Below are 23,139 nucleotides of genomic sequence, written 5' to 3' on the forward strand. Positions count from 1 at the left end.
AGAATCAAGCCATGCGACGACACGACCAAGCGACAACCCTCAGGCGGAAGCTAGGGATTACCCTGGTAACACTGGCCTGTGCTTTTTCACTCAACTTGACGGCGGCATTCTCACAGAATCCGGCGAACGCCTTTAACAGCGGCTCAACGGGCGCTGACGGGGCATTCGCACCGACCGCGAGCATGTCCATCGCCGTCCCCGACAGCGGCGTGTTCAATTACACCACCATCAACATCCCGGCCAATATCACCATCACCTTCACGCGCAACGCGAAGAACACGCCGGTCACCATACTGGCTAGCGGCGACGTGACGATTGACGGGACGGTTGTCGTCGCAGGCAAGCCCGGCAACGCCAACGGCAGCGGCGGCTTTGGCGGCCCCGGCGGCTTCAATGGCGGCACGGGCGGCTATGGCATTGACACCTTTGCCGGCATCGCTGGCGATGGGCCGGGCGCGGGCGGCGGCGGCGGCAGCTTGAACGGCACGAATGTCGGCGGCGGCGGCGGCGGCGGCTTTGCCAAGCCGGGTGCCGATGGCGCTGTGCAGAATGCCAGTACAGCAGTTGGCAAAGGTGGGTCGAGGTATGCGTCCAGCTTACTGCTGCCGCTGGTCGGCGGTTCAGGCGGTGGCGGCGGCGGCACTTTTGCGAACGCACACGGCGGCGGCGGCGGTGGCGGTGGCGGCGCGATCATGATCGCCAGCTCAACCACTATCAAGATCACGGGATCTATTGATGCGCGCGGCGGCGCGGGGGCGTTTGGGTTTGACCAGGGCGCGGGCGGCGGCGGCGCGGGCGGCGCGATTCGGCTCGTCGCCAATATGCTCACAGGGACCGGCAACCTGCTTGCCGGCGGCGGCGGCGGCGGCGGCACCAACTGCTGCAATAAGACGTGGTTTGGCGGCACAGGCGCGCCCGGCTACGTGCGCCTGGAGACGTTTGACTTCACTAGCTATAACCCGAACATTGACACGATTGCCAGTGTGACGACCCCCAACCCTGTGACCCTGCCTACGGCACCGCAGATCAAAATTGCCTCAGTCGCTGGCATCGCTGCTCCCGCTTCGACTATCGGCTCGCTGCAAGGCGCGCCGGACGTGCTCGTGCCGACCGCCCAGACCAACCCGCTTGACGTGGTGATTCAAGCGTCGAATGTGCCGCTCGGGACAGTCGTGCAGGTCACAGTCATTCCTGCCAGGGGGCCACAGACCACTTTCACCAGCAGCCCGCTGTCGGGCACCGTCGGCGCTTCGACGGCGACGGCGAGCATCACTCTGCCGACGGGCGTCTGCGCGCTGGCGGCGACCGCCACGGTTGACATCACGGCTATCGCCCAAGCCCCGACGATAAATGGTGAGCCGGTCAACAAAGTCGAAATCGCCACCACCTCGGCGGGCGGTTCGGAGATGACCTACATCACGAAATCCGGCAAGCGGGTGGTCGCCAGTCGGCTCCGCTGAAGGTGCGAAAAGTGTTTCGCACCAAGCCACGGCAAGAGTGTTGAAGACCCGGCGTGTGCAGCCGCGCAGGCGCGCACGCCGGAGAAGGTGAGAAAAGCTATGAAAGCTAACCGGGCCTATCATTCAATTCGCGCAATCATCGCGGCTCTGCTTGCCGTGGCGCTCAGTTTCCAAGCCACGTTACTTGCTACATGGGCTGCGGCTAAAACGCCTTTCACGAAGTCAAGCGCGACCACGCCGTTTGCCCAGGCCGTGGAGGTCATCACCATCTTTTCAACACCACCCATCACCCGCGATAACGGCAACCCGAAGCCGGCTCGCTTTCAGTTCGCGCTGCCCGCCGACGCCGTTGCGCCTTTTAACCTGCGCGTGCAGAGCGGCTCGGCTAACCAGACCAATCGCACCCTGAGTGCGACCGTCAGTCTCAATGGCAAAGTCGTCGTGCAGCTCGATGACAAATTGCCGCCGGTCGATCAAGCGATCACCTTGACCGCAAATAACACGCTAGATGTGACGATCATGGGAAAGCCCGGCACCAGCCTGGTCGTGGCGATCACCGCGACGCGCGCCAGGCGGCTCCCTGCACTCGCGAGCCTGTCGCCGACGCAGGGCGGCCAGGGCCAAACGCTCAACGTCACGCTGCGCGGCACCAACACGCACTGGGCGGCGGGATTGACCCGCGCCTCGTTCGGCAGCGGCCTTTCAGTCGGCGGAGCCGCTGTCGACACCTTCGGCCCCGTGATGGTCACAGATGCGCAGACCGCCACGGCGCAGCTTACGATTTCGGCCAGTGCGGCCACTGGCCCGCACACGGTCAGCGTCGTCACCTCGGCTTCAAACGGCAGTGCCGCTGAAACGGTCACACTGAACAATGCCTTTACGGTGATTGCCGTGCCGGCCCCCGCGCCGGTCATCACGGACTACAATCCGAAGTCAGGACCGGCGGGCACGCTCGTCGTGCTTACAGGCACCGGCCTGATGGCCACCACCGTCACCTTCCAAGGGAATAACAACGCCCGCCTGGCGGCGCTCGTTGTTAGCTCCAGCGCCACCGAAGTCCGCGCCATCGTTCCGAACGGGACGGTCAATGGGCCGATTGAAGTGGCGAATGCGTTGGGCCGCGTGACGACTGCCACCGCGTTCGTGATTGCGCCTTCGCAGGACTTCACGCTGACGACCTCGCCCTCGTCGAGCACCGCTGTGCAGCAGACTTCTGCAACATACATGGTGTCGGTCACCAGCCCGCAGTCGGGCTTCAGTCAATTGGCCAGCCTGTCGGCAACCGGCTTGCCGGCGGGCGTTTCGGCGGCCTTCGACCCGCCGCAGGTCACCGGCGGCGCAAGCTCGACACTGACGCTGAATCTGACAAGCGCCAACCTCGCGACGGGCAGCTATCCCTTCACCATTCGTGCCGCTGCGAAGGTTGATGGGAGCCAGTTGATTCGCACCGCCGCCGCGACCCTCAACGTCATAGCCTCCGGACAAACGACGCTCGCCGGTCGCGTGCTTTCATCCGCAAAGGAACCCATTATGGGAGCCACCGTTTCGCTCGACGGTCAGTCAACCGTCACGGATTCGGCAGGCGCTTTCTTATTGTCTGGAATCGCCGCGGGAAGCGCGCGCCCGCTGATGATTGATGGGCGCACGGCGAGCGCGCCGAATCGCACCTACCCGGTCATCACTGAGCCAGCCAATGTGGTCGCGGGACAGGCGAACGTCGTCCCTTTTACATTCTACCTGCCGCCGATTCAGGTGCAGTACGAAGTGCCGCTGCTGATCAATCAAGACACAGTGGCAACCAACCCGAATGTTCCCGGCGCGCAGATGACCGTGCCGGCGGGAGCCAACCTGCGCAACCGCGATAGCTCACCCGTAGCGCGAGTGTCGCTCACCGCCTTGCCGCCGGATCGCACGCCCGCGCCGCTGCCGGCGAATGTTTCAATGGCAATGGTGTTCACCAGCCAGCCGGGCGGCGCGATTGCCGACGTAGCCATGCCTGTCGTCTATCCGAACTTGATGGGAAAAGACCCCGGCACGCGCCTCGAGTTGTACGCCTTTAACCATGACACTGTGCAGTGGTACGTCTACGGCTATGGGCGCGTCAGCACAGACGGGCGCAGCATCGTGCCGGAGACCGACCCGAGGACGGGCAAGCCTTATGGCCTACGCGACTTCTCCTGGCATGGCGCTTCGGCAGCGCCCGGCGGCAACCCCTGTCGCTGTGAACGCTGTGCATGTAGCTCCACCGCTAACAAGGTCGATTTGTCATCAGGGGTGAAGATCGAGCGGGCGATTGATATCTCCGTTGCCGGGTCGCGTGGCGTCATGCAGCTCAGCCGTGTCCACACCAGCGATCTGGCAGGACAATGTGATAACTGCCCGTTCGGTCGCGGCACCCGGCACAATTACAGCATCCGACTAACCGGCAGCTTTCAAGCAGGAGGGACCGGTCGTCTGGTGATGCCTGACGAGATTACTGGCCGCCTCTTCAGCTACGCGCGTACAGACGTGGACGGCGCGCTAGTCTTCACCACGATTGAAACCAGCGAACAACTCGGGGATGTGGTGCGGCGGTTAACGGACAACTCGTTTGAATACCGGCGGGCAAACGGCCAGTTGCTGCGCTTCGATTCCGGCGGCAGGTTGCTGACCGTTGCCGAGCGCAACGGCAACGCGATTACGCTCGCCTACGACGGGACCGGAAATCTGATAAAAATCACAGACGCCGTCGGACGTTCGATCATGCTCGATTATGATGGGCAGAATCGCATCACGCGCGCCACTGACCCCATCGGTCGCGTCTGGATTTATGCTTACGATTCGGGCAGCAGGCTGGCGCTGGTGGACGATCCTACGGGCGGCAAAATGAATTACACATACGACCTGCTCAGCCGCCTGTCGTCAATTACCGATAAGCGAGGCAACCTGATTAAGCAAATCACCTACGACAACCGCGGTCGAGTCGTCATGCAGAAGTTCGCCGAGGGTGGGTTCGAGCGTTACGACTACACGCTGGCGGGTGCCATTGTCGCCGCCGTCACGATCACAGACGCCCTGGGCCGCGTCCGCACATTGCGCTTCGACGCCCGCGGCTATGTCAATGGCATTACGGATGCGCTCGGCCAGAGCACACGGATTGATCGCGATGTCACCACCAGCTTGCCGCTTACCGTCACAGGCCCCTGCGGATGCGCCGAGGCGCTGAATCAATTTGACGAGCGTGGGAACGTCACCTCTGTCACCGACCGCCTCGGTGCCACAGAGACGATGCAGTACGAGCCGACCTTCAACAAGATTACCCGTATGACGGACAAGCTCGGTCGGACGACGACTTATACGTACGACGCCAGGGGCAACCGCCTGTCGATGACCGATGCCTTAGGGCAGACGACCACTTACACCTACGACCAGTTCGGCCAGATGACGAGCCGCACGGATCCCTTGTCACACACCTGGAGAATGGATTACGACGCGCAGGGCAATATGACAGCCCTAACCGACCCGCTCGGCAATAAGACCTTGATGGAGTACGATGGCATCGGCAGGCGGACGGCAACCATAGACCCACTCGGTCGTCGCACCGCGATGACTTACGATAAGCTGAGCCGCATCCTCACGAAAACCACACCGAATGGGGCGGTCACCCGTTACGCTTACGACGCGAATGGCAATCTGGTCAGTGTTACGGACGCGTTGGGGCGGAGGTGGGCAATGACCTACAACGCGAGGAACCGCTTAACAGCGAAGGTTGATCCGCTCGGGCGTGTGTGGCGCATGCTTTACAATGCGAATAATGAAAAGGTCGCAGAGGTCTCGCCGTCGGGACGCACGACCCGCTTCAGCTACGATGCGCGCGGGCAGCGGGAGACCATGAGCGACCCGAACGGCTCGGTTGTGCAGTACCAGTATGACAACCAGCGGAAGCTGACGGCCATCGTTGACGAACGCGGCAACACGACGACGTATACCTATGATGAGTTACACCGCCAGACCGGGATGCGTGACACGTCAGGCCGGCTAATGAGCAAAACTTATGACGCGGTCGGCAATGTCACGAGCACGACCGACCGGCTCGGTCGCCGCACGAACATCGTCTATGATGCACTCAATCGCGTGTCGCGAGTCGAATACGTTGATGCGGTTTTGACGATTAACTATGACGCCGCCGGCAAGGTCGTTCGCATGGATGACACGCAATCGGGGGTCATTAGTTGGACATATGACGAGGCGAATCGCAAGCTCAGCGAAACGACCGACGCCGGAACGATCAGCTACAGCTATAACGCGGCGGGCGAGCGCACGACGATGACTGCGGCAGACAGCCCCGCCGTCTCTTATGGCTACGATATGGCCGGGCGCTTGCAGACGATCAGCCAGGCCGCCGAATCTTTCACCTATACGTATGACGCCATCTCTCGCCTGAACACCCTGCAACGCCCCAATGGCGTAACCACGAACTATGTCTACGATGATGCGAACCGGCTGACGCAACTGACGCACACGCCGGCCCAGGGCGGGCCGTTGGAAGACCTGCGCTACAGTTTCAACCTCGATAGCGAGATCACAGCCATCAGCTCGCTCTCACCGTCGCCGCCGCTTGCCGACGCGAAGACGGTCGCCGAGGCTGATGCGCTGAATCGCATTCCGCAGGCCGGCGGCACCGCCTTCAGCTTTGATGCCGAAGGCAAGTTGATTCGCCGGAGCGACGCGCAGGGAGCGACGAGCTACACCTGGGATGCGCGTGGACGCTTGACGAAAGTGACCCTGCCTGATGGCCAGGCCATCAGTTATGGGTACGACGCGCTTGGTCGCCGAACCTCCCGCGTCGCCGCAGGGATAACCACCTCGTTCCTTTATGACCGTGATGATGTGGTGATCGACGCGGGCAGCGATGGCAAACGCGTAGCGTATCTCAACGGCCAGACCGTTGATGAGAAGCTACGACAGACGAGTGCCGCGACCGGTTCCCTCTACTACCATCAAGACCGCCTGGGCAGCACGATTGCGCTTTCGTCGTCGAGTGGCAACGTCGTCGAGCGTCTGCAATATGATCCTTTCGGCGTCGGCAACGCGAAGGCAACGACGCGTTATGGCTTTGTCGGGAGAGAGCACGATTCGGCAACCGGGCTGATTTATTTCCGGTCGCGGTGGTATGACCCGCAGCAAGGCCGCTTCCTGAGAGAGGACCCGTATGGGATCAAGGGGGGGCTGAATCTCTACGCCTATGTCAAGAACAACCCGATTTACTACCGCGACCCGTATGGTCTGGCGGCGAACCTCTATCCCCGCCCAATGCTCCCGGAAGACCCCGGCAACTGCGTGATCATTGGGTCAGTCATTGGCGGCGTGATCGGCGGGACATTGGGTGGCGTCGTCGGCGTTGTATCGATTGTCGGCGGGCCGCTGATCATTATCGTCGAGCCTGCCGCCGCCTCGTATGGCGCTGGCCTGGGCGTACTCGCCGGCGGGGCGATTGGCGGGCTGCTTTGCTCGCGCCGCTGCGACCTGACCGATACAGGAGAGCAGGAAATCCCCTGGCCCGAAGCCGATTATGATAAGTTCGAGGAGGACAAGAAGATATGTGACGCAGAATACGATATTTGCATTTTGAATGCTTTAGGTGATGTTGACGACGGCGTCATCTGTCTTAAAGAATATGAGGCATGTCGGGCAAGGGCCGGCGGCAGGATGTAACTTCGATACGGCTATTCGGCGTGGCGAATCCTTCAGCCGCTATCTTACAGAATGCTTCGACGGCTTGCGGATCAAACTGCTTGCCTGACACACGACGCAGTTCACGACACGCTTCCTCGGCGACGGGGCGGGCGCAGGCGGGAGAAGTGTTGATTTGGTTCGGGACGACTAGGCGTTCAGGATGCTGAAGCGATGATTGCCCTCACCCGGAGCGGCGGCATCCTATGACCGGCTCAACCATCAAAGTTCAATGGCTCGCGCCCGCAGCTCGTCTTCAAGCCGCTGCCAGCCGGCAATCAAAACGCCTTCGTACTCGTCGCCCAAGGTTCGCAAATCAGAATCCTTCGAAACAAGTAAGAACGCATTGCCATCCACTGCGGCAGCCAGGTAGACGGCGTCGTCCAGGTCGCGGTCTTTGGCCTTAACTGCTTGCCCAAGCCGCCGGCGCGCGCGCTTCATCGTCTCTGCGGACACCCTTACCTTTTCCTGAAATTCCAGAGCCTGGATAAAAAGAGTGAAGCCGGTGCGGTCGAACGCGGCACGGGCCAGGAGCCTTCGATTATTCTCTATCGCCCACGCGCCACTTTCATAATCAGCGATAATATCCGGCGTCCAAAGCCATGTAACACGAGGCATGGCAAGCAGTCTGAGAAGCCGTCGCTTCGGGGAGGTTTCTTCGGGTCGATCACGCCTCACCAGGAACATTGAAAGCACGATCTGTGCGTCAATCACTACACGAAACGTTTCCACTAACGTGTGGCCTTCCTGCCACGCGCCGCATTGCCACGCCGCTCTCGCCGACCGGCGTGCACCGCTTCGCCGACGAGTGAGTCGAGTTCATCGAAGCTCGTTTCCGGGCCGGCGCTTCCCGCGCGCGCACGCGCTTGAGTCCGCTGAAAACTCGCTTCCATTTCGGCCATCAGCAGTTGCATCACTGCGCCGCGCATCGTTTCGAACGTCTCGAAGTCAACGATGGCCGCCTGCGGCTCGCCATGCGCCGTCAACACGACGCTACCCTTCTCTGCTATCTCAAGCGTGCGCTTCATCTCAGCCCGCGCTTCCGCAACGGGCATGAATTTCTGCGGCCTGCTCAAGTAATCGGCGATGCGTAGCACCGCGTCCGCCTCCCGCTCAACTTCTTCAACAATTTTGGTCATTGCGTTGATCCTTTCGCCCTTGCAATCATAGTACATACGTATGTACGCAAGGCGCAATGGAAAAGGCTTCTGCCAAGCCCGCCACAACTTGAGAATGTGGGGTTGCCTCCCTGACTTGTCCATCTCATTCTGTTTGCCGTGCCGCAGGGATCAAGTAGAGATGCGGGCGCGCGGACTGATTATCGTGGGCGGGGAGGCTGGCCAGAAAAAGTCAGTAAAGAACGATAAGCCACTTCATCACTATGACTTCTTCGGAATGGATCGCGAAAAGATCAAAGAGGCGAAGTCGTTCCTCGAAACGCCGGCCTTCGAGGGCGCCCAAGTGGCTTACTCCTGCTACAGCGTTTCGCAGGTTTCGGTTATTGGTTACTGCCCGACTTCGTTTTGCCTGCCCGGCCGCCGGCTGTGGCCCCTGCATCAGCAATGACGCCGACCTCTGTGTATGGCAAGTCAACGTAGCGCACACCCAGTGATTCGACCTGCACCATAACACGGAACAGGCCGGTTTCGGGGAAGACCTGCGAGACCTCGTAGATCCCCTTCTCGACCTCGCTGGCGAATTGCCGCTGCTGCCAGATGCCCGGCGGCTCGAAGATCAGGACGTGAACGTCGCGCAGCCCGGTGACCGGCTCCCGTGTGATCGAGTCGATAATCTTCAGGCGCAACCGGTTCGGCTCGCCCGGCCTGAACCGCTGCCCCTTGAAGAGTGCCTCCGCGACAATAGGCGTTCTCGCCCGCTGCTTCTCGGCAGCGGGCGAGTCGGCGACCTCGATCTGGAAGCAGGTGGTGAGGCGCGGCTGGTCGATCAGCACAGGGACGTCAAAGCGCCCGCCGCGCCGCAGTCTGGCCGTCGTCGTATAGGTGCCAGGCGCGACTTCCGAGAAGCTGTTATCGATCAGCATCAGCCCGCGGGCACGGCGTTTGTAGTTGCTGATTGTGCCGCTCGGCGCCATCAGCCCTTCGGTGTAGAAATAGATCACGCCGTCGGGCGCATTGGCGATCATCACGGCGTTGCCTTCCGGCGCCGGCACCATCATGTCAGCCACGCCGATGTCCGCGGCGGCGGCGGCGGGCGCTTGCTGGCCCGCCTGAATGACAGTCGCCGCGAGCTTGCCTTTCCGTGCCTCGCTGAGGTCGATTAGCGAGAACTTCTCCGACTCGGTGCCGCGCACGTAGGCGTAGCGCGCCGTGAACGTCACTTGGTCTGCGCCCTTGACGACTTCGCCCGCAGCGACCGTTGCGTTGGTGGCGGCGTCAATCACCGCCACAGAGCTCTCAATCTGGTTGACCGCGAAGGCGTAGCGCCCGCCGAGGTCGAACTTCAGCGCGACCACGCCGCGCTTGAGAGGGACGGTTGCCACCACCTGCTGCCGGGCCGGGTCGATCACGCTGACGCTGCCGCCATTGATACCCGCGGCGTAGACCAGGCGGCTCGCGCGGCTGTAGGCAATCGGCACGGGCGTCTGCGACACGGCGATGTCGGCGACCTTTGCGAGTTTCGCCGTGTCAATCGCCGTGATCGTGTTGTCGGCGCTGTTAGTGACGTAGACGAAGCGGCTGTCGTCGGTGAACGCCAGATTGTGCAGCCCGCGACCCGCAGGCACGATGGCGGCTAGGCGGTTCGTCGCCGTGTCGATGACGGCGACCGCGGGGGACTCGTCAAGCCCCGCCCACACGTAGCGGCCATCGGGCTGTAAGGCGAGGCGCATCGGCTTCGCCTTCTCGCCGAGTAGGATGGTGGCGACAATCTTTCGCGTCAACGTGTTGATGGCGACGACCTGCGACTGCTCGGGCAGGGTGATGTAGAGCAGGTCTTTGCCTTTCGACAACACCCAGTCGGCCCCGCGGCCCGGCAGCGTGACGATGCTTTCGAGCTTCGTCGCGCTGAAGGAGATTTGCGGGTTGATGAAGGTGACGGTGTTGTCGTGATTGAGCGTCACCAGATAGTAGGCGTTGAGATTGACCTCGGGCCGCGCCGCCAGGAAGCCGCCAAGGAAGGTGCCGATCTTATCGCGGCACTCTGCCTCGTTGGGGGCATGGGCGTAGGCGCGGGCGCTAATCCAGGCGCTTGGGCGCAGGCCGCTGACCGGCTGCTTGGTGTGTGCGTCGGTGATGCGGAACGTCACCCGCGCATCAGCGCCGGCCATCAACTGTGCGTCTTTGCCGCCGTCGGCTCTAAACGCGGTGATCGAGAAGTCAACACGGATGCCTTCCTTCTCGAACTTCTGCGAAGGGTTGATGCCGGTCGAAGAAGGCTTGGGAGTATAGAAGGGTTGATCCTGGGAGGCGGATTGCTGCGCAACGGTTGCTGGTGTGGTAAGTAGCACAAATAACACGGCGCGGAGCCAGGCCATTCGGGTGGCGGTCGGTAAGCCTTTCATGTTCTCCTCTGCGGTGAGTGATTCAAATCACAATCGGGTAATTCGCCCATTCAACAACCGGGTACGGGCTTGACTCGATGCCTGTCAAGCCCGTACCCGTCAGCCCCGCGCGGTTGCGCATCCTTGGAGAGGGTTACGGGGCTGTTGCCGAAACGCGGAAGATGCCCCACAGGCCGCCGGCAAAGCTGAAGCTGTCCTGCGTCCTGTAGAGGAAGTCGCCGGTCTTGCGCGTCAGCCCGCCCGCCACCGTCAGGATGTTGAAGTGGCGTGTCGGGCCGAAGCCGCTGAACGAGCCGATCTCGAAGGTCAGCGGGTTGCTGCCCAACACCAGCGAGTTGTTCTGCCACGGCTCGAAGTTCCAGTGATGGCCGAACAGCGTGTAGCCATGCTGGCGCGGGTGCCCCGCCGCCTGGGCGATGCGGAAGCGCACGTTGGTGCCGGGCTTGGCCTCGAAGATCGGCGTCAGCGGGTCGCAAGGCGTGGCGTTGCAGCCGAAGCTCAGCGTGTTGGAGCTCAGGCTGTTTTTGTAATCCAGATCATTCAGCGTTGTGGTGGTGCCGTGGCCAGGCGTGATCGGCGTGTCGGGCGGCAAGCCGAACCGCGCCCACAGTGGCTCGGTCCGGTAGTTGAACGCCTTCTGCGCCGAATCCTCGGGGTCATCCTCGCCGCCCTGGTTCTTCATGCCGATGTTGTTGCTGCTGGACGGGGCGCTCTGCATCGTCACGTCGTCCTGGTAGTGGACCACGAACTCGCGGAACAACAGCCCGCCGTTGGCGGCGATGATGTCGGCCTTCGCACCACTGTGTAACTTCGTTGTCGTGCTGCCGACGACGAAGTAACTCGACCCCTTCGGCTCGACCACGGCGGCGCCGATGGCGCCGTGCGACGAATGCTTGATGACGTCGCCGTAGTCGCGCAGGTTGATCACGCCGAATTCCGCCGGCGTCAGCGTCACATTCGAATTGTTGAAAGTGACCTTGCCGGCGTACCAGGCGTAGCGGATGTGCTCGCCCGGCCCGGCGGTCGTGTCAGGGTTGAAGCCGATGACTGCGCCGTCCGACCCGCTCACGTCGAAGAAGACGAGCTGCGGGTGCAGGCTCAGTTGTTTTGAGGTGACGATCTGGTTGAAGTTGAATGCAGGGATGATCGTCGGCACCTCGTTGTAGCTTGTGTATTCGGGCACCCCCGTCGCCGGCAGGCGGTTGCGCAACGTGACGTTGATGCAGTCGCCTGCGTTGAAGCGGATCGCCAGCGGCTCAAGCGGCTTACTGCCGTTGGCGATGGCCGTGCGGTCGGCGGCGTTGATGTAGACGATGCCCGCCGGGTCAAAGAAGTTGAACTTGCTGTTGTAGACGATGCCCTGCCAGCCGTTGGACAGGTGTCGCAGCAGGTCCTTCGCCAGCCAGGCTTCGATGATCATGTTCTTGACCGGCACGCCCGCGATGTTCGGGCACTGGGTGAGGCCGGGCGCGCTGCTTGCGGTGGTCGTCCCGGTCGCCGCCGCCGTCTGGGCCGTAATGGGCGAGGCGGTTACCTCGTCGGGCTCGGCGGTGCCGTTGTTGGTATCTGGGTCAGGCTGGTCCGGGTCGTTGCTGCCGACGGGAGCAGGGGCCGATATCTTGGCGCCTTCGGGCGTCCCGTCGGCGCCGGCGACCTTCAGCGGGTTATCCGGCGCGGCGCTCTCTTCGGTCGCGTCGGGCGGGGCAATGATCGCCGCCTGTGTCCGCATCTCGTTGGAGGCTGCCGCGGTCCCCGAGATTGGGCGGAACAATGGATTGTTCGGCAGCTTGGCGATGATCGACGGCCGGAAATACTTGTAGGTCCGCATCAGCCCCCACATGCCGTTCCAGAGGTCGTCAACCGGGGCCGACTGGTAGAAGACGTCGGCGATGCCGAGGCGGTTGAACACCGGCGCCACCTTGTCGTTGAAGTCGAACTCGAAGTGCTCGGAGATGCCGATGGCTTGCGAGTTGGTGAAGCCAGAGTTATTCACCGCCGCGGGGTCTTGCGGCGTGCCGGGCTCGAAGAACCAGCGGTGCGCGTGAATGTTCACGACGTGCTGCTCTTCCTGCGCGCCCTGCAAGAGCCGCACCTGGACATGGTCGCCGGGGTAGGCGGGCAGGATGGGCGTGAACGGGTCGCCGTGAATCACCGAGCTGAAGGCGTAAGCCAGATCGCCATCGGCCCCGCCCTTCTGCTGGAACCCGCCCGGCCCCTGTTGGCCGATGCGCAGCGGAATTGGCTCGTTGCGGTAATTGATGACCATGGTGCCGGGGTCAGCCGCCGAGATGGCTTCGGGGAACGGATTCTGCGACGGGTCGTCGATGACGACCGAGCCGACGATGAATGGCGGGTCGTGTTCGACGCGGTTGGGCGGGCTGACGGGAATGTTGGCCGGTGCCGGCGTGTAGACGATGGCGAAGTCGCCGATCTCCAGATTGAACTCGCGGTAGCTGCGCGACTGGTTCGGGCCTGCGAGGATGTTGGCAGCGTAACTGGTCGGGCCGCCGTCGGCGCGCGTGCCAAAGACTACGGTGCCCGTCAGATTCGTCCACGTCGAATCGGTCGGCTCGATGACCAGCCCGGCGTACAGCCCGTGATGCTGGTGGCCGCTCGGGCTGAAGTGGTCGTGTGTGAAGACGGTCCGCAGCGTGCGGTCACGGCCATTGCGATTGACCAGCGGGTCGGCCCACCAGCGTTCGATCAGCGTCTGCGCGCCGACCCATATGCCGCCGGGGCCTGAGCCAAAGACCGGGTGCGGCTTGGCCACGGGGCAGGTGTCTGTGCTGTCGCGCGCGTCGCCAGAGTCCACGCCCGTGCAGTGATTGAACTTGCGTATAGCGCGGATCGTCTCGCGCGTTGACTCGCCGTCATGGGCACCGCTCTCGTAGTTCCAGCCGTTGCCCGCGCCGTCGGAAGAGGTCACGTCGAACTTCACGAGGTGGATGTGCTGGCCGACGATGTCGGTGCCCTGGAAGACTTGAAAGTCGTCGAGGTTCAACGACTTGTTCTGGAAGAGGTTGGTCACGCGGTAGTCTATGCAGTCGCCGGAGTTGGCGCGGAAGAACATAGGCTCCGGCGGGCGGTTGCCGTTGAGCGTGTCCAGGGCGTCTTGTTCGAGCACGGCGATGCGGCCCTGACGGTCGTGCCAGTTGGCGTTGTTGATCTTGAGCGTCTTGAACCCTGTGATGTTGTAGCCTTGGCCGGGATCGTCGAAGTCGAATTGAATCCAAGCCGCGCGGTACTTGCGCAGCGGCACCGGGCGCGAACCGCCGTTGTCAGGGTCGGGGATGAAGTTGACCGGGCAGGGGTCTGCATAAGGAGCGCCGGCCACACGCGGCCTGCCATTGACGAGAAACTTCATCGCCGCGCCCGATGACGTGAACGAGTCGTAGCCGCGCGCCACCCAGTTGTAGATGGTCGTCACCGGGACGCTCGGGAACAGCGTGCCGTCGTGGAAAGACATAGAGGTCTGCTCGTCAACGGTGCCGGCGTCGGGCAGGAGCACCGCCTGGGCTGTGTCCAGGTCGCGGGCAAAGGCCCGCAGGTTGGGGTCCGCGTTGCGCGCCACGACGCGCTGGTGAACAGGGTCGTTGCTGTACTTGGCAGCGATGGCCGCCGGCCCGTCGGTGTCAGTCCCCTGGAGGATGTAGTGACGGCGCAGGCCGCCGTCGAAATCAAGACCGAGCGGCGGCTGTGAGGGGCGATGTCCCCCCACCGCTGCGATGTAGAAGGGGTAGCCTTTGAAAGTCGCCGAAGGCATAAAAGGCATCGCCAGATTCTTGATCGGGATGATCGCAGGGGTCGGCGTGCCGCCGGCGATCTCACCGTCGGGCAGGTTGCGCCCGCTGGTGCCGTCTTCGAAGACGTCGTGATTGCGCCATAGCTCCCACATCCCCTGGGCGAAGTGCGGGTAGAGGTGGCAGTGGAAGATCGCATCGCCGGGCAGCAGGTTGCGGTTACCCGAGCCGCCATATTGAATTTCGTAGGTGTAGGAGGCGCCCGGCGAGATGGTCTGCGAATCAAGGTAGGTCGAGTTCTGGTCGCGCGGGCTTTGCAGCCACTGGTGGGCGTGGAGGTGGAAGACGTGTGTCTCTTTCGGCCCTGCATGGACGTTGCGGAAGCGCACAGGGTCGCCGATGTAGGAATGATGCACGTTCGAGGGATCGTCCGGGAACAGGGCTGCGCTGGCTTTATGCGTCGTCGGGTCGGCCTTCACCAGCAGCGCCGGGTCGCCATCAACCCAGGACTCCAGGAAGAACTCTTCATACTCGCACTCGGCGCAGTTGGCCCCAGGGCCGATCTTCTTGCGGTTGGCGAGCAACTCCGAGCCGAGGCTCGACGAGCCGTAGTTGATGCCGAAGCCGTCACGCACCGAATGGAAGACGCTCTCGTCGGCGAGCATTTCCGGGAAGGCCGGCGCGCCCGTCTCCAACTCGTCATGAAAGATGACGGTGAACTCGCGGAACCACTGGCCACAGGTGCTCGACGGCGGGTCGGTGCGGCTGGCGCTGTTAATGAAGCAGCCGTCGTTCTGTGCGGTGAAGTCGGTGACAACGGCGTTGAGGTCGGTGTAGATAATCTCGTTGCCTCTGAGGATATTCAGGACCGGGTCGCCGCTCGCCGGATCAACCGCTTCGTAGTTGATGGTCGGCTGGCCCTTGGGCGTCACGCCGGTCTTGGCGGCGTTGAGCTGGGCGTTGGTGACTTGCGAGCGGTACCACTTCGAGCCTTTCGGCTCGACGACGACGGCGCCGAAAAGCCCGTGATCGACCTGGCCGCCGTTGCCCTCGCCGCCGATAGTCGCCGCGGTCGAAAACAAGAGGTACTGCCCCTGCTTGGCAGCGTACCAGGTGTAAGTCTTGGTCTGCCCCGGGTCGGCCAGCGAGCTGGGATTCTTGCCGACGTTGGAGCCGTCGTCGGAGATGCCTGTGACGTAATCCATCCCGTTGACGTGCATGGACGCGGCCCGCGTCGCGGGGGTGTCATTCTTCGACAGGTGCACGGTGCCGTCGTCGAGCACCTGCACGCTGCCGTCTTTGTTGTACTGTTTGACCTGGAAAGTGTTCGTACTTGTGCCAATCGGCTCGATCTTGCGGATGCTGCCGTCTATCTGAAGCTCTAGCGTGCCGAAAAACGGCGTCACGTCGTAATAGGGCCGCCGGTTAGGCTGGTTGAAGAAATGCAGTTGCTCGACATGCGCCCGGTTGGGGTCGAGGTAGTTGGTGAAGCTCACCTGCAAACAGTCGCCCTCGTTAACGCGCAAGACGATGGGGCGCGGGCGCTTGTTAGCGCGCAACTGAACGTTGCCGGCGACGACCCCCAGGTTCGGGTCTATCGGCACCACGTCGCGCTTGAGGGCGAACATCATGCCGCCCGGATCGAACGACCCGAAGCGGTTATAGGTGAGGATCTGGTCGAAAGCCACGACGTTGGCAGTAACCGTATTCGCGCAAGCCGGCACGGCAGGCGCGCTCGTCGGCGTCGCATCCGGCGCTTGCGTCAATTGCACCTGCGCCCTTGCCGACCAAGCGGCGAGCGCCATGAAGGCGCACATGAGAAGCCCCCTGAGCAAGCAACGCCGCTGCCTGAGGCAGAATATTTCCTTGCTGGACATTTGCCCTCCTTTGACGGATGAATGGTGATCGGCAAACAAAAAACGGCCCACTCGGCGCGTTGAGCGAGTCGGCTGATGCTGAGGCAATTGATATACCCACGACGCGCCCAAAGGATAAAGATAACAGGCGCAAAACCTTGGTTACGGTGCGGCGAGGCGGCGCGGAAACCTTCGCGTGTTTCAGCCTGAATCACAGGCCGCCCGGTGTGTTTCAGATTATAACAACCCCGCTTATCGTGCGGGCGCTCCCCTATTGAGGACGCAGAGCTCAGAAAAAAGTTTTCCCCGCGGGCCGCGTTTCTGTGTGGACTGAATCGCTTTTTTATATTATATTCATCGCCAACCCTGCGGCTGCTGTGGGAACGGTTGATGAGCACCGGACTTCAATAACGACATTGCGACCAGACGCGTCGCGCCTTTTTTCCAGCACTTGATTGTAAGCAGGCTCTGGGCTGGAGATTTACCTTCGGTTATTTCCTCAGGCAAGGCTTTCGTGAGGGGTGAGGTTGACTATCAAGAGAGAGGCAACCGGAGGAGGATCGAACATGGGGAAGGTTCTGGTGATTGGCGGCTCGGCCAGCGGCGGCGCGGCGGTGGCCGAATTGGTTGAGCGCGGGAGCTACACCGTGTTAAGGGCGTGGGAGTTGGAGAGCGCCCTCGCAATCGTCGAGAGTGACCGGCCTGACGCGGCAATCATTGACTGCACCAAATCTTACAGAGATGGTCTTGCCTTGCTGAAGGAGTTGAGCCGTCGCACTCCCTTCCTTCCAATAATCGTCATCATCAAAAGGCCGAAGATTTCTCAGTTGCGAGAGGTCATGCAGGCGAGGGCGGCAGATTTTATCGCGCCGCCAGTGACGGCGGATGACCTCATCCGATCCGTTGGCCGCGCCATCAACAAGCAGTGCTGCTGTCACGATCCTAAGCGCTTCGACCGCGACGAAAAGGTGGCCGCGCTGGGCCGCATGGCCGCGCAAGTCGCGCACGAGGTGAGGAATCCGCTCGCCGGGCTGCAACTCTACTCGCTGCATCTGAAGAGCAAGCTCGCCGGCAAAGTCGCGGCCAGCGAAATTGCCCTCGCCGACAAGATTATTGACGGCATTGGCCAGCTCACCGAGACGACCGAGCGAGTGCTGAGCTTCGCCCGCACCGTCACGCTGTCGCGCCGGCGCGTGAACCTGAATCGAGTGGTCGCCGATTCGCTCGCCCTGCTGGAGCCGCAACTCAGGGAGAAGAGTATCCGCGTGAACCTCACACTGACCGAGGCGGGCGCCTATGCCATGCTCGACGAGGCCAGCGTGCGTTCGGCACTGATCAACCTGATGCTCAATGCCATTCAGGCCATGGCCGTCGGCGGGCAGATGATCGTGACGACGGCGGCGGGCGAAGGCGCGCTGCGGCTGGCGATCACGGACACGGGCTGCGGCATGACTGAAGAGCAGATGAAAAATTTATTCGAGCCCTTCTACACGACCAAGAGCCAGGGCCTGGGGCTGGGGATGTCATTCGCTTCCAGGATCATCCAGTTGCACGGCGGCCAGATCGCCGTCCAGAGCCGCGCCGGCGCAGGCACCTCGGTCAAAATCGCCTTGCCGGCTGAGGGAGAGAAAGCCAATGCTGCCGCGTGCTAAAATCATGGTGGTGGACGATGAGCCGGCCATCACCGGGGCAATGGCGATGATCCTCGGCGAGCGCGGGTACAAAGTCGCTGCCGCCGCCACTGCGGCGCGTGCTGTCGAGTTGCTCAACGAGCAGCACTTTGACCTTGTGTTCACCGACCTGCGGTTGCCGGACGCCAGCGGCATGGACCTGCTGGCTCAGGTGAAAGCCGACAGCCCGGCAACCACGGTCATCTTGATGTCGGCGCATGGCTCGCTCGACATCACAATCGCAGCGATCAAAGAAGGCGCCTACTACTACCTGGATAAGCCGTTCACGCCCGATCAGGCAATGATGCTGGTCGAGCGCGCCCTGCAATTCGTCGCCATCCACGAAGAGAACCGCCACCTCAAGCGCATCCTCAGCGGCGGCCACCAGGCGTTCGGCATCATCGGGCTGAATGAGGAGATGCGACGGATCTATGAAACCATCCGCATGACGGCGGCCAGCGACGCCTCGGTCCTGATTGAAGGCGAGAGCGGCACCGGCAAAGAGCTGATCGCCACCGCCTTTCATTTACAGAGTGAGCGCGCCAGCCGCCCCTTCACGCGGATCAACTGCGCCGCCATACCGGGTGACCTGATCGAATCGGAATTGTTCGGTTACAAAAAGGGCGCGTTCACCGGCGCTGACCGCGACCGACACGGACTGATTGAAGCGACCGCGGGCGGGACGTTGCTGCTGGACGAGATCGCGGAAATGCCCGTGCATTTGCAGACCAAGCTGCTACGCGTGCTGCAAGACAGGAGCCTGCACCGCCTGGGGGATAACCGCGAGGTGCGCGTCGATTTCCGTCTGCTGGCCGCGACCAACCGCGACACGCGGCAGGCCCTGCGCGAGGGCCGTTTGCGCGACGACCTCTACTTCCGCATCAACACCATCAAGGTTCAGGTGCCGCCGCTGCGCGAGCGCCTGGACGATCTCGCGTTGCTGGCCGAGCACTTCTTGCAGCGTTACGTGGTCAAGTATCATCGGCGCATCCGCGGCATCTCGCCGGCGGCCCTCAGCCTACTGTCGAAGTACGACTGGCCGGGCAACGTTCGCGAGCTGGAGAGCGTCATCGAGCGCGCCGTTCTGTTCTGCGACCAAGACCTGATCTCCCCCATGCACCTGCCTGAACACCTCCAGGCGGCGCGCCCGCGGCCCATGAAGTGTGAGATACCGGCTTACCTGACGCTCGAAGAGATCGAACAAGAGGCCATCCGGCAAACGCTCGAACGGACGCGCAATAACGTTAAGAAGACCGCACAGATTCTCAACCTCCACCGCCCGACTCTCTACCGCAAGCTGAAGAAATTCGGGCTGAGAGCAGACCGCTCTCAGTGACGCGGCACGGTAAGTGCCACACGGTAATTGATGACGAACTGCTGGTCGCTTGTTCTATCCTGAAACACGCCGGAGAGAGATGCGCAACCCTATTTCCGGCATGATTCATAACCCGTAAAGTATATCCGAGTCGGCACGATGATTGCTCTCATTGTGTTCCCCATTACATTCAGTGGGGTCGGTAGAGGAGGGGTAACGAATGAAGAACTGTGCCTGGGGGATTAGAGAAGAAATGGCGAAAGCGACCGGGATAAGAGCAGGCCGACCGTTCGCCCCGGTCGTGGCCTGCCGGCTGCTGCTGGTGATGCTTTGCTTGTCGTCTTCTGCCGTCGCCGGCCACGCCGCACAAGCCAGAGAGCGCGCCCTGCCGGGCCGTGTCGCTTACGTCTGCGTGATGGACCCGGACGTGAGGTCAGCGAAGCCTGGCAAGTGCCCGAAGTGTGGCATGATGTTGCGCAAGGCGGGCGGCGAGATGCCCGTAAAGACGGCGGTGGCGGCAAACCAGATGACGGGCGACGGCGACAACGCCGATGTACCCGCACAGATTCCTGACACGCCGGTTTACGATCAGGACGGCAGGCGGCTACGCTTCTACAGCGATCTTGTGCGTGGCAAAACCGTCGCCATCAATTTTATCTTCACGACCTGCACAACCATCTGCCCGCCACTTACCGCGACCTTCCGCAAAATCCAGCAGGAGCTCGGTGACCGCGTCGGCAGTGACGTCCAGTTAATTTCCGTCAGCGTCGACCCGACGACCGACATCCCCGAAAGGTTGAAAGCTTATTCGGACAAATTCCATGCAGGGCCGGGGTGGACCTTCGTCACCGGCGACCGCCAGCAGATCACGCGCTTGTTGAAAGCACTCGGCGCGAACACCGGTGATAAGAACGATCACTCGCCGATGGTGCTGGTGGGCAATGACCGCGCCGCTTACTGGACGCGAACGTATGGGCTCGCCCCTGCCGACACGCTCGTGCGGATCGTCACCGCCGCAGCGGCGAAGACCGCCGCTGCATCGCCGGCCAGCGTCGGAGTCAGAAAGGCCAGAACCCCAGCCGAAGTGGCGGCGGCGTATTTCCCGAATACCGAGTTATTGACTCAGGATAACAAAGCCGTGCGCTTCTTCGACGACTTGCTGAAAGGCAAGGTGGTCGTCATCAATTTCATGTTCACGACCTGCACTTCGGTCTGTCCGCCGATGATGGCGAACCTGGCCAAAGTACAGGCGTACCTCGGCGAGCGCGTTGGCAACGGCATTAACATGATTTCGATCAGTGTGGACCCGACCGTTGACACGCCCGCCGCGTTGAAGAAGTACGCCGAGCAATTTCACGCGAAGCCGGGCTGGTATTTGCTCACCGGCAAGAAGGAGGATGTGGACACGATTCTGCGCAAGGTCGGCGGGTTTGCTGCCGACAAGAACGATCACTCCACCTTGTTGATGATCGGCAACGTTGAGACTGGCCAATGGCTGAAGGCTTTTGCGATGTCCAAGCCCGCTGAGATCGCCGACGCCATCATCAAGCTTGCCGAATCAAACTGATGAAGGATCAACGGCGTCAACCCCACTCCACAATCATTCTGGTCGCCTGCGCTTGCATGGCCTGGCTGGCTTTCAGCAGGCCGGCCCCCGCACAGGACGGCGACGGCCTGTTGCCGCAGGAACGGCGCGGCAAGCAGATTTACCTCAAGGGTGAAAGCGCCGGCGGCGAGATCAAAGCCTTGCTCGGCGACGACATCGAACTTTCAGCCACTGCCTTCCCTTGCGCGAACTGTCATGGACTGAAAGGTGAAGGCTCAAGAGAGGGCGGCCTGCAACCGCCGCCCCTGGCCTGGGAGGCGCTCACAGCGCCGGCTCAGTCGGCGCTCACCGGGCAAGCTCGCGCACCCTATGATGAAGGCAGCCTGCTGCGCGCCATCACCTCCGGCACCAGTTCGAGCGGCGCGGCGCTCCATCCCGGCATGCCGCGCTTCCGCATGACGGCGGAACAGATGGCCGACCTGATCGCTTACTTGAAGAAGCTCGGCAAGGCCGCTGACAGTGACCCAGGGCTGACCGACACGACGATTAAGGTGGGGGCGGCGCTGCCCCTGAGCGGGCCGCTCGCGAAAATCGGCGAAGACGTGAAAGCGGCTCTGGAGGCTTATTTCGCGGAGGTGAATAGACAGGGCGGGGTCTATGGCCGGCGGTTCGAGCTGGCCGTCGCCGATTCGCGCGGCGACGCCGCGGGGACCGTGGAAGCGACGCACCGGCTGGTCGAGCAGAACGGCGTGTTCGCCCTGGTCGGCAGCTTTGAGCCGGCGGACGGCGACGCGGTCAATGAGTTTTTGCGGCAACGGGAAATCCCCCTCGTCGGGCCGGTCACCCTGTCGCCGCCGCAGGCCGTGGTGCCGAACCCGTCAGTCTTTTACCTGCTCCCGAGCTTTGCCGACCAATCGCGCTCACTGGTCGATTTCATCAAGCTGCAACCGGGCGACCGGGCGACGAAACGTCTCGCCGTGGTTTATGCCGAAAGCCGTCTCAACCGGGACGCGCTCTCAGGGGTTGAGGCACAGGCGAAGCTCTATTCGATGGCCGTCGTCGTCGAACAGGGCTATCGCGCTGGCCAGCTCGCTCCGGGGCAGATGGTCAAGTCGCTAGCCGAGAAGCAGCCGGACGCGATCTTTTTCTTCGGCAGTGGCGAGGACCTCTTAGCCTTCGCCGCCGAGGCGGACAGGGTGCGCTTGGGCGTCGGTTGGCTGAGCTCGGCGATGATGATTGGACGCGCCGCCTTCAGTCTGCCGCCGGCGGTGGCGGCAAAGACCTATCTGGCCTACTCTGCTTCACTGCCTGGCCGCGACGACTTTGGCGAATTCCTCTCGCTGATGCAAAGGTCGGGCGTCGCCTTGCGCAGCACCGCATTTCAGGCGGTGGCGTACGCGGCGGCCAAGATATTGGCCGAGGCTGTCGGGGCCTGCGGCAAGCGGTTCGGTCGCGCCGACCTGATCAGGGCGCTTGAGCAGTTGCATGATTACCCGACGGGCGTCATCGCGCCCGTGACGTTCGGGCCCAACCGGCGGACCGGCGCGACCGGCTCTTACGTCGTCCAGGCCGACCAGGAGAAGAAGCAGTACGTCCCCGTAAGCGGACGGCTCGTACCCCGCACGACTAATCCATAGATTCGGTCGCCGGTCGGTCACGGCGCATCTGTCTGCCGCTCCATCGCACCAAGAGTGGTTGTTGCACAAATCGCTCTTCGGGATGAGCCTTGGCGAGCGCGCATAGTCTGCCAGTACAACCGCACCGCCTCACCATTGATACAAACCGTCGCCCGCGTTTGGGCGTCGCGGATACGCCCCTTCAGCTCGTGTCGGAAATCGTCGTAGCCTTCCAGGGATTTGGATAATCCTCTTACCAGCGATCAACCTTAACTCGCGAGGCGTCGAAAATGCCTCAACTGCTTTTCTATCTCACTACGCATCGAAACGCCTGCGATAGTCTTCGCCCTCAATCACTATCGTTTTGCACATCTGGTAGAGACGACTCCGCAGCCTCGCCCCAATGCGAGCGCCGAGCGTTTCATCCATCGGCGACTGGCCCTCGTCGAGATAATTCGTCGTCAAGATCGTCAGCTTCTTCTCATTATAGCGCCCATTGATGATCAAGCCTATCGTGTCTTGCACCCACTCGGACGGCTTGGCCGCCCCCAACTCGTCGAGCGCGATCACCTCGGTCTCGAAAAGCGGCGCCAGGATGCTCATCTCCGTCGTCTCGGTATTCGCGTTATAGCTGTTTTGGATCTCTTTGAGCAGCCCCCGGTACTCGTAGAACCGGCAGGCGATTCCCTTCTCTACCAGGCCGC

The 23,139-nt window shown here is 62.2% G+C and carries 11 protein-coding genes; 6 read left to right on the forward strand and 5 right to left on the reverse strand.

From position 1 onward, the window contains the following. The first annotated feature begins 11 nt into the window (after positions 1–11). Both VJ464_11350 and VJ464_11355 read left to right on the forward strand, forming a co-directional pair. The gene (locus tag VJ464_11350; GenBank protein ID HKQ05721.1) at positions 12–1,460 is read left to right on the forward strand and encodes a hypothetical protein; all 1,449 of its coding nucleotides are present in this window, start codon (positions 12–14) and stop codon (positions 1,458–1,460) included. A 99-nt stretch (positions 1,461–1,559) separates the two neighbouring features. Further along, positions 1,560–7,154 carry an RHS repeat-associated core domain-containing protein gene (locus VJ464_11355; GenBank protein ID HKQ05722.1) on the forward strand — a complete coding sequence of 1,865 codons (5,595 nt, stop codon included), beginning with the start codon at positions 1,560–1,562 and terminating at the stop codon, positions 7,152–7,154. A gap of 240 nt (positions 7,155–7,394) precedes the next feature. Here the strand turns inward: VJ464_11355 and VJ464_11360 are convergent, their stop codons facing one another. From VJ464_11360 to VJ464_11375, 4 genes are all read right to left on the reverse strand, one after another. Continuing rightward, positions 7,395–7,904 carry a PIN domain-containing protein gene (locus VJ464_11360; protein HKQ05723.1) on the reverse strand — a complete coding sequence of 170 codons (510 nt, stop codon included), beginning with the start codon at positions 7,902–7,904 and terminating at the stop codon, positions 7,395–7,397. Beyond that, on the reverse strand, positions 7,904–8,311 hold the full coding sequence (locus tag VJ464_11365) for a type II toxin-antitoxin system prevent-host-death family antitoxin (protein HKQ05724.1): 408 nt from the start codon (positions 8,309–8,311) through the stop codon (positions 7,904–7,906). The genes VJ464_11360 and VJ464_11365 overlap by 1 nt, the downstream gene beginning before the upstream one ends. A gap of 359 nt (positions 8,312–8,670) precedes the next feature. Next, a complete protein-coding gene (locus tag VJ464_11370; GenBank protein HKQ05725.1) occupies positions 8,671–10,692 on the reverse strand; it encodes a hypothetical protein in 2,022 nt (673 codons plus the stop codon). A gap of 133 nt (positions 10,693–10,825) precedes the next feature. Next, the gene (locus VJ464_11375) at positions 10,826–16,309 is read right to left on the reverse strand and encodes a copper oxidase (GenBank protein HKQ05726.1); all 5,484 of its coding nucleotides are present in this window, start codon (positions 16,307–16,309) and stop codon (positions 10,826–10,828) included. A 545-nt stretch (positions 16,310–16,854) separates the two neighbouring features. On the opposite strand from VJ464_11375, the gene VJ464_11380 reads away from it, so the two are divergent. The 4 genes from VJ464_11380 (at position 16,855) to VJ464_11395 (ending at position 22,456) form a co-directional block, all read left to right on the forward strand. Then, a complete protein-coding gene (locus VJ464_11380) occupies positions 16,855–17,940 on the forward strand; it encodes an ATP-binding protein (protein HKQ05727.1) in 1,086 nt (361 codons plus the stop codon). Next, positions 17,924–19,294 carry a sigma-54 dependent transcriptional regulator gene (locus tag VJ464_11385; protein HKQ05728.1) on the forward strand — a complete coding sequence of 457 codons (1,371 nt, stop codon included), beginning with the start codon at positions 17,924–17,926 and terminating at the stop codon, positions 19,292–19,294. Before VJ464_11380 ends, VJ464_11385 begins: the two co-directional genes overlap by 17 nt. Before the next feature lie 199 nt (positions 19,295–19,493). Next, positions 19,494–20,840, forward strand: coding sequence for an SCO family protein (locus VJ464_11390; protein HKQ05729.1), 1,347 nt, complete (start codon positions 19,494–19,496; stop codon positions 20,838–20,840). Continuing rightward, positions 20,840–22,456, forward strand: coding sequence for an ABC transporter substrate-binding protein (locus VJ464_11395; GenBank protein ID HKQ05730.1), 1,617 nt, complete (start codon positions 20,840–20,842; stop codon positions 22,454–22,456). Before VJ464_11390 ends, VJ464_11395 begins: the two co-directional genes overlap by 1 nt. Positions 22,457–22,750: 294 nt before the next feature. Here VJ464_11395 and VJ464_11400 read toward each other — a convergent pair. After that, positions 22,751–23,139, reverse strand: a 389-nt coding sequence (locus VJ464_11400) for an ATP-binding protein (GenBank protein ID HKQ05731.1), incomplete at its 5' end; no start/stop codon positions are given.

Source organism: Blastocatellia bacterium (genome assembly GCA_035275065.1).
Classification (GTDB): domain Bacteria; phylum Acidobacteriota; class Blastocatellia; order UBA7656; family UBA7656; genus DATENM01.

Bases quoted from the DNA above. Each gene is read 5' to 3' on its own strand.
- VJ464_11350 (HKQ05721.1), top strand. From the start codon at position 12: ATGCGACGACACGACCAAGCGACAACCCTCAGGCGGAAGCTAGGGATT.
- VJ464_11355 (HKQ05722.1), top strand. From the start codon at position 1,560: ATGAAAGCTAACCGGGCCTATCATTCAATTCGCGCAATCATCGCGGCT.
- VJ464_11365 (HKQ05724.1), bottom strand. From the start codon at position 8,311: ATGACCAAAATTGTTGAAGAAGTTGAGCGGGAGGCGGACGCGGTGCTA.
- VJ464_11370 (HKQ05725.1), bottom strand. From the start codon at position 10,692: ATGAAAGGCTTACCGACCGCCACCCGAATGGCCTGGCTCCGCGCCGTG.
- VJ464_11375 (HKQ05726.1), bottom strand. From the start codon at position 16,309: ATGTCCAGCAAGGAAATATTCTGCCTCAGGCAGCGGCGTTGCTTGCTC.
- VJ464_11380 (HKQ05727.1), top strand. From the start codon at position 16,855: ATGGGGAAGGTTCTGGTGATTGGCGGCTCGGCCAGCGGCGGCGCGGCG.
- VJ464_11385 (HKQ05728.1), top strand. From the start codon at position 17,924: ATGCTGCCGCGTGCTAAAATCATGGTGGTGGACGATGAGCCGGCCATC.
- VJ464_11390 (HKQ05729.1), top strand. From the start codon at position 19,494: ATGAAGAACTGTGCCTGGGGGATTAGAGAAGAAATGGCGAAAGCGACC.
- VJ464_11395 (HKQ05730.1), top strand. From the start codon at position 20,840: ATGAAGGATCAACGGCGTCAACCCCACTCCACAATCATTCTGGTCGCC.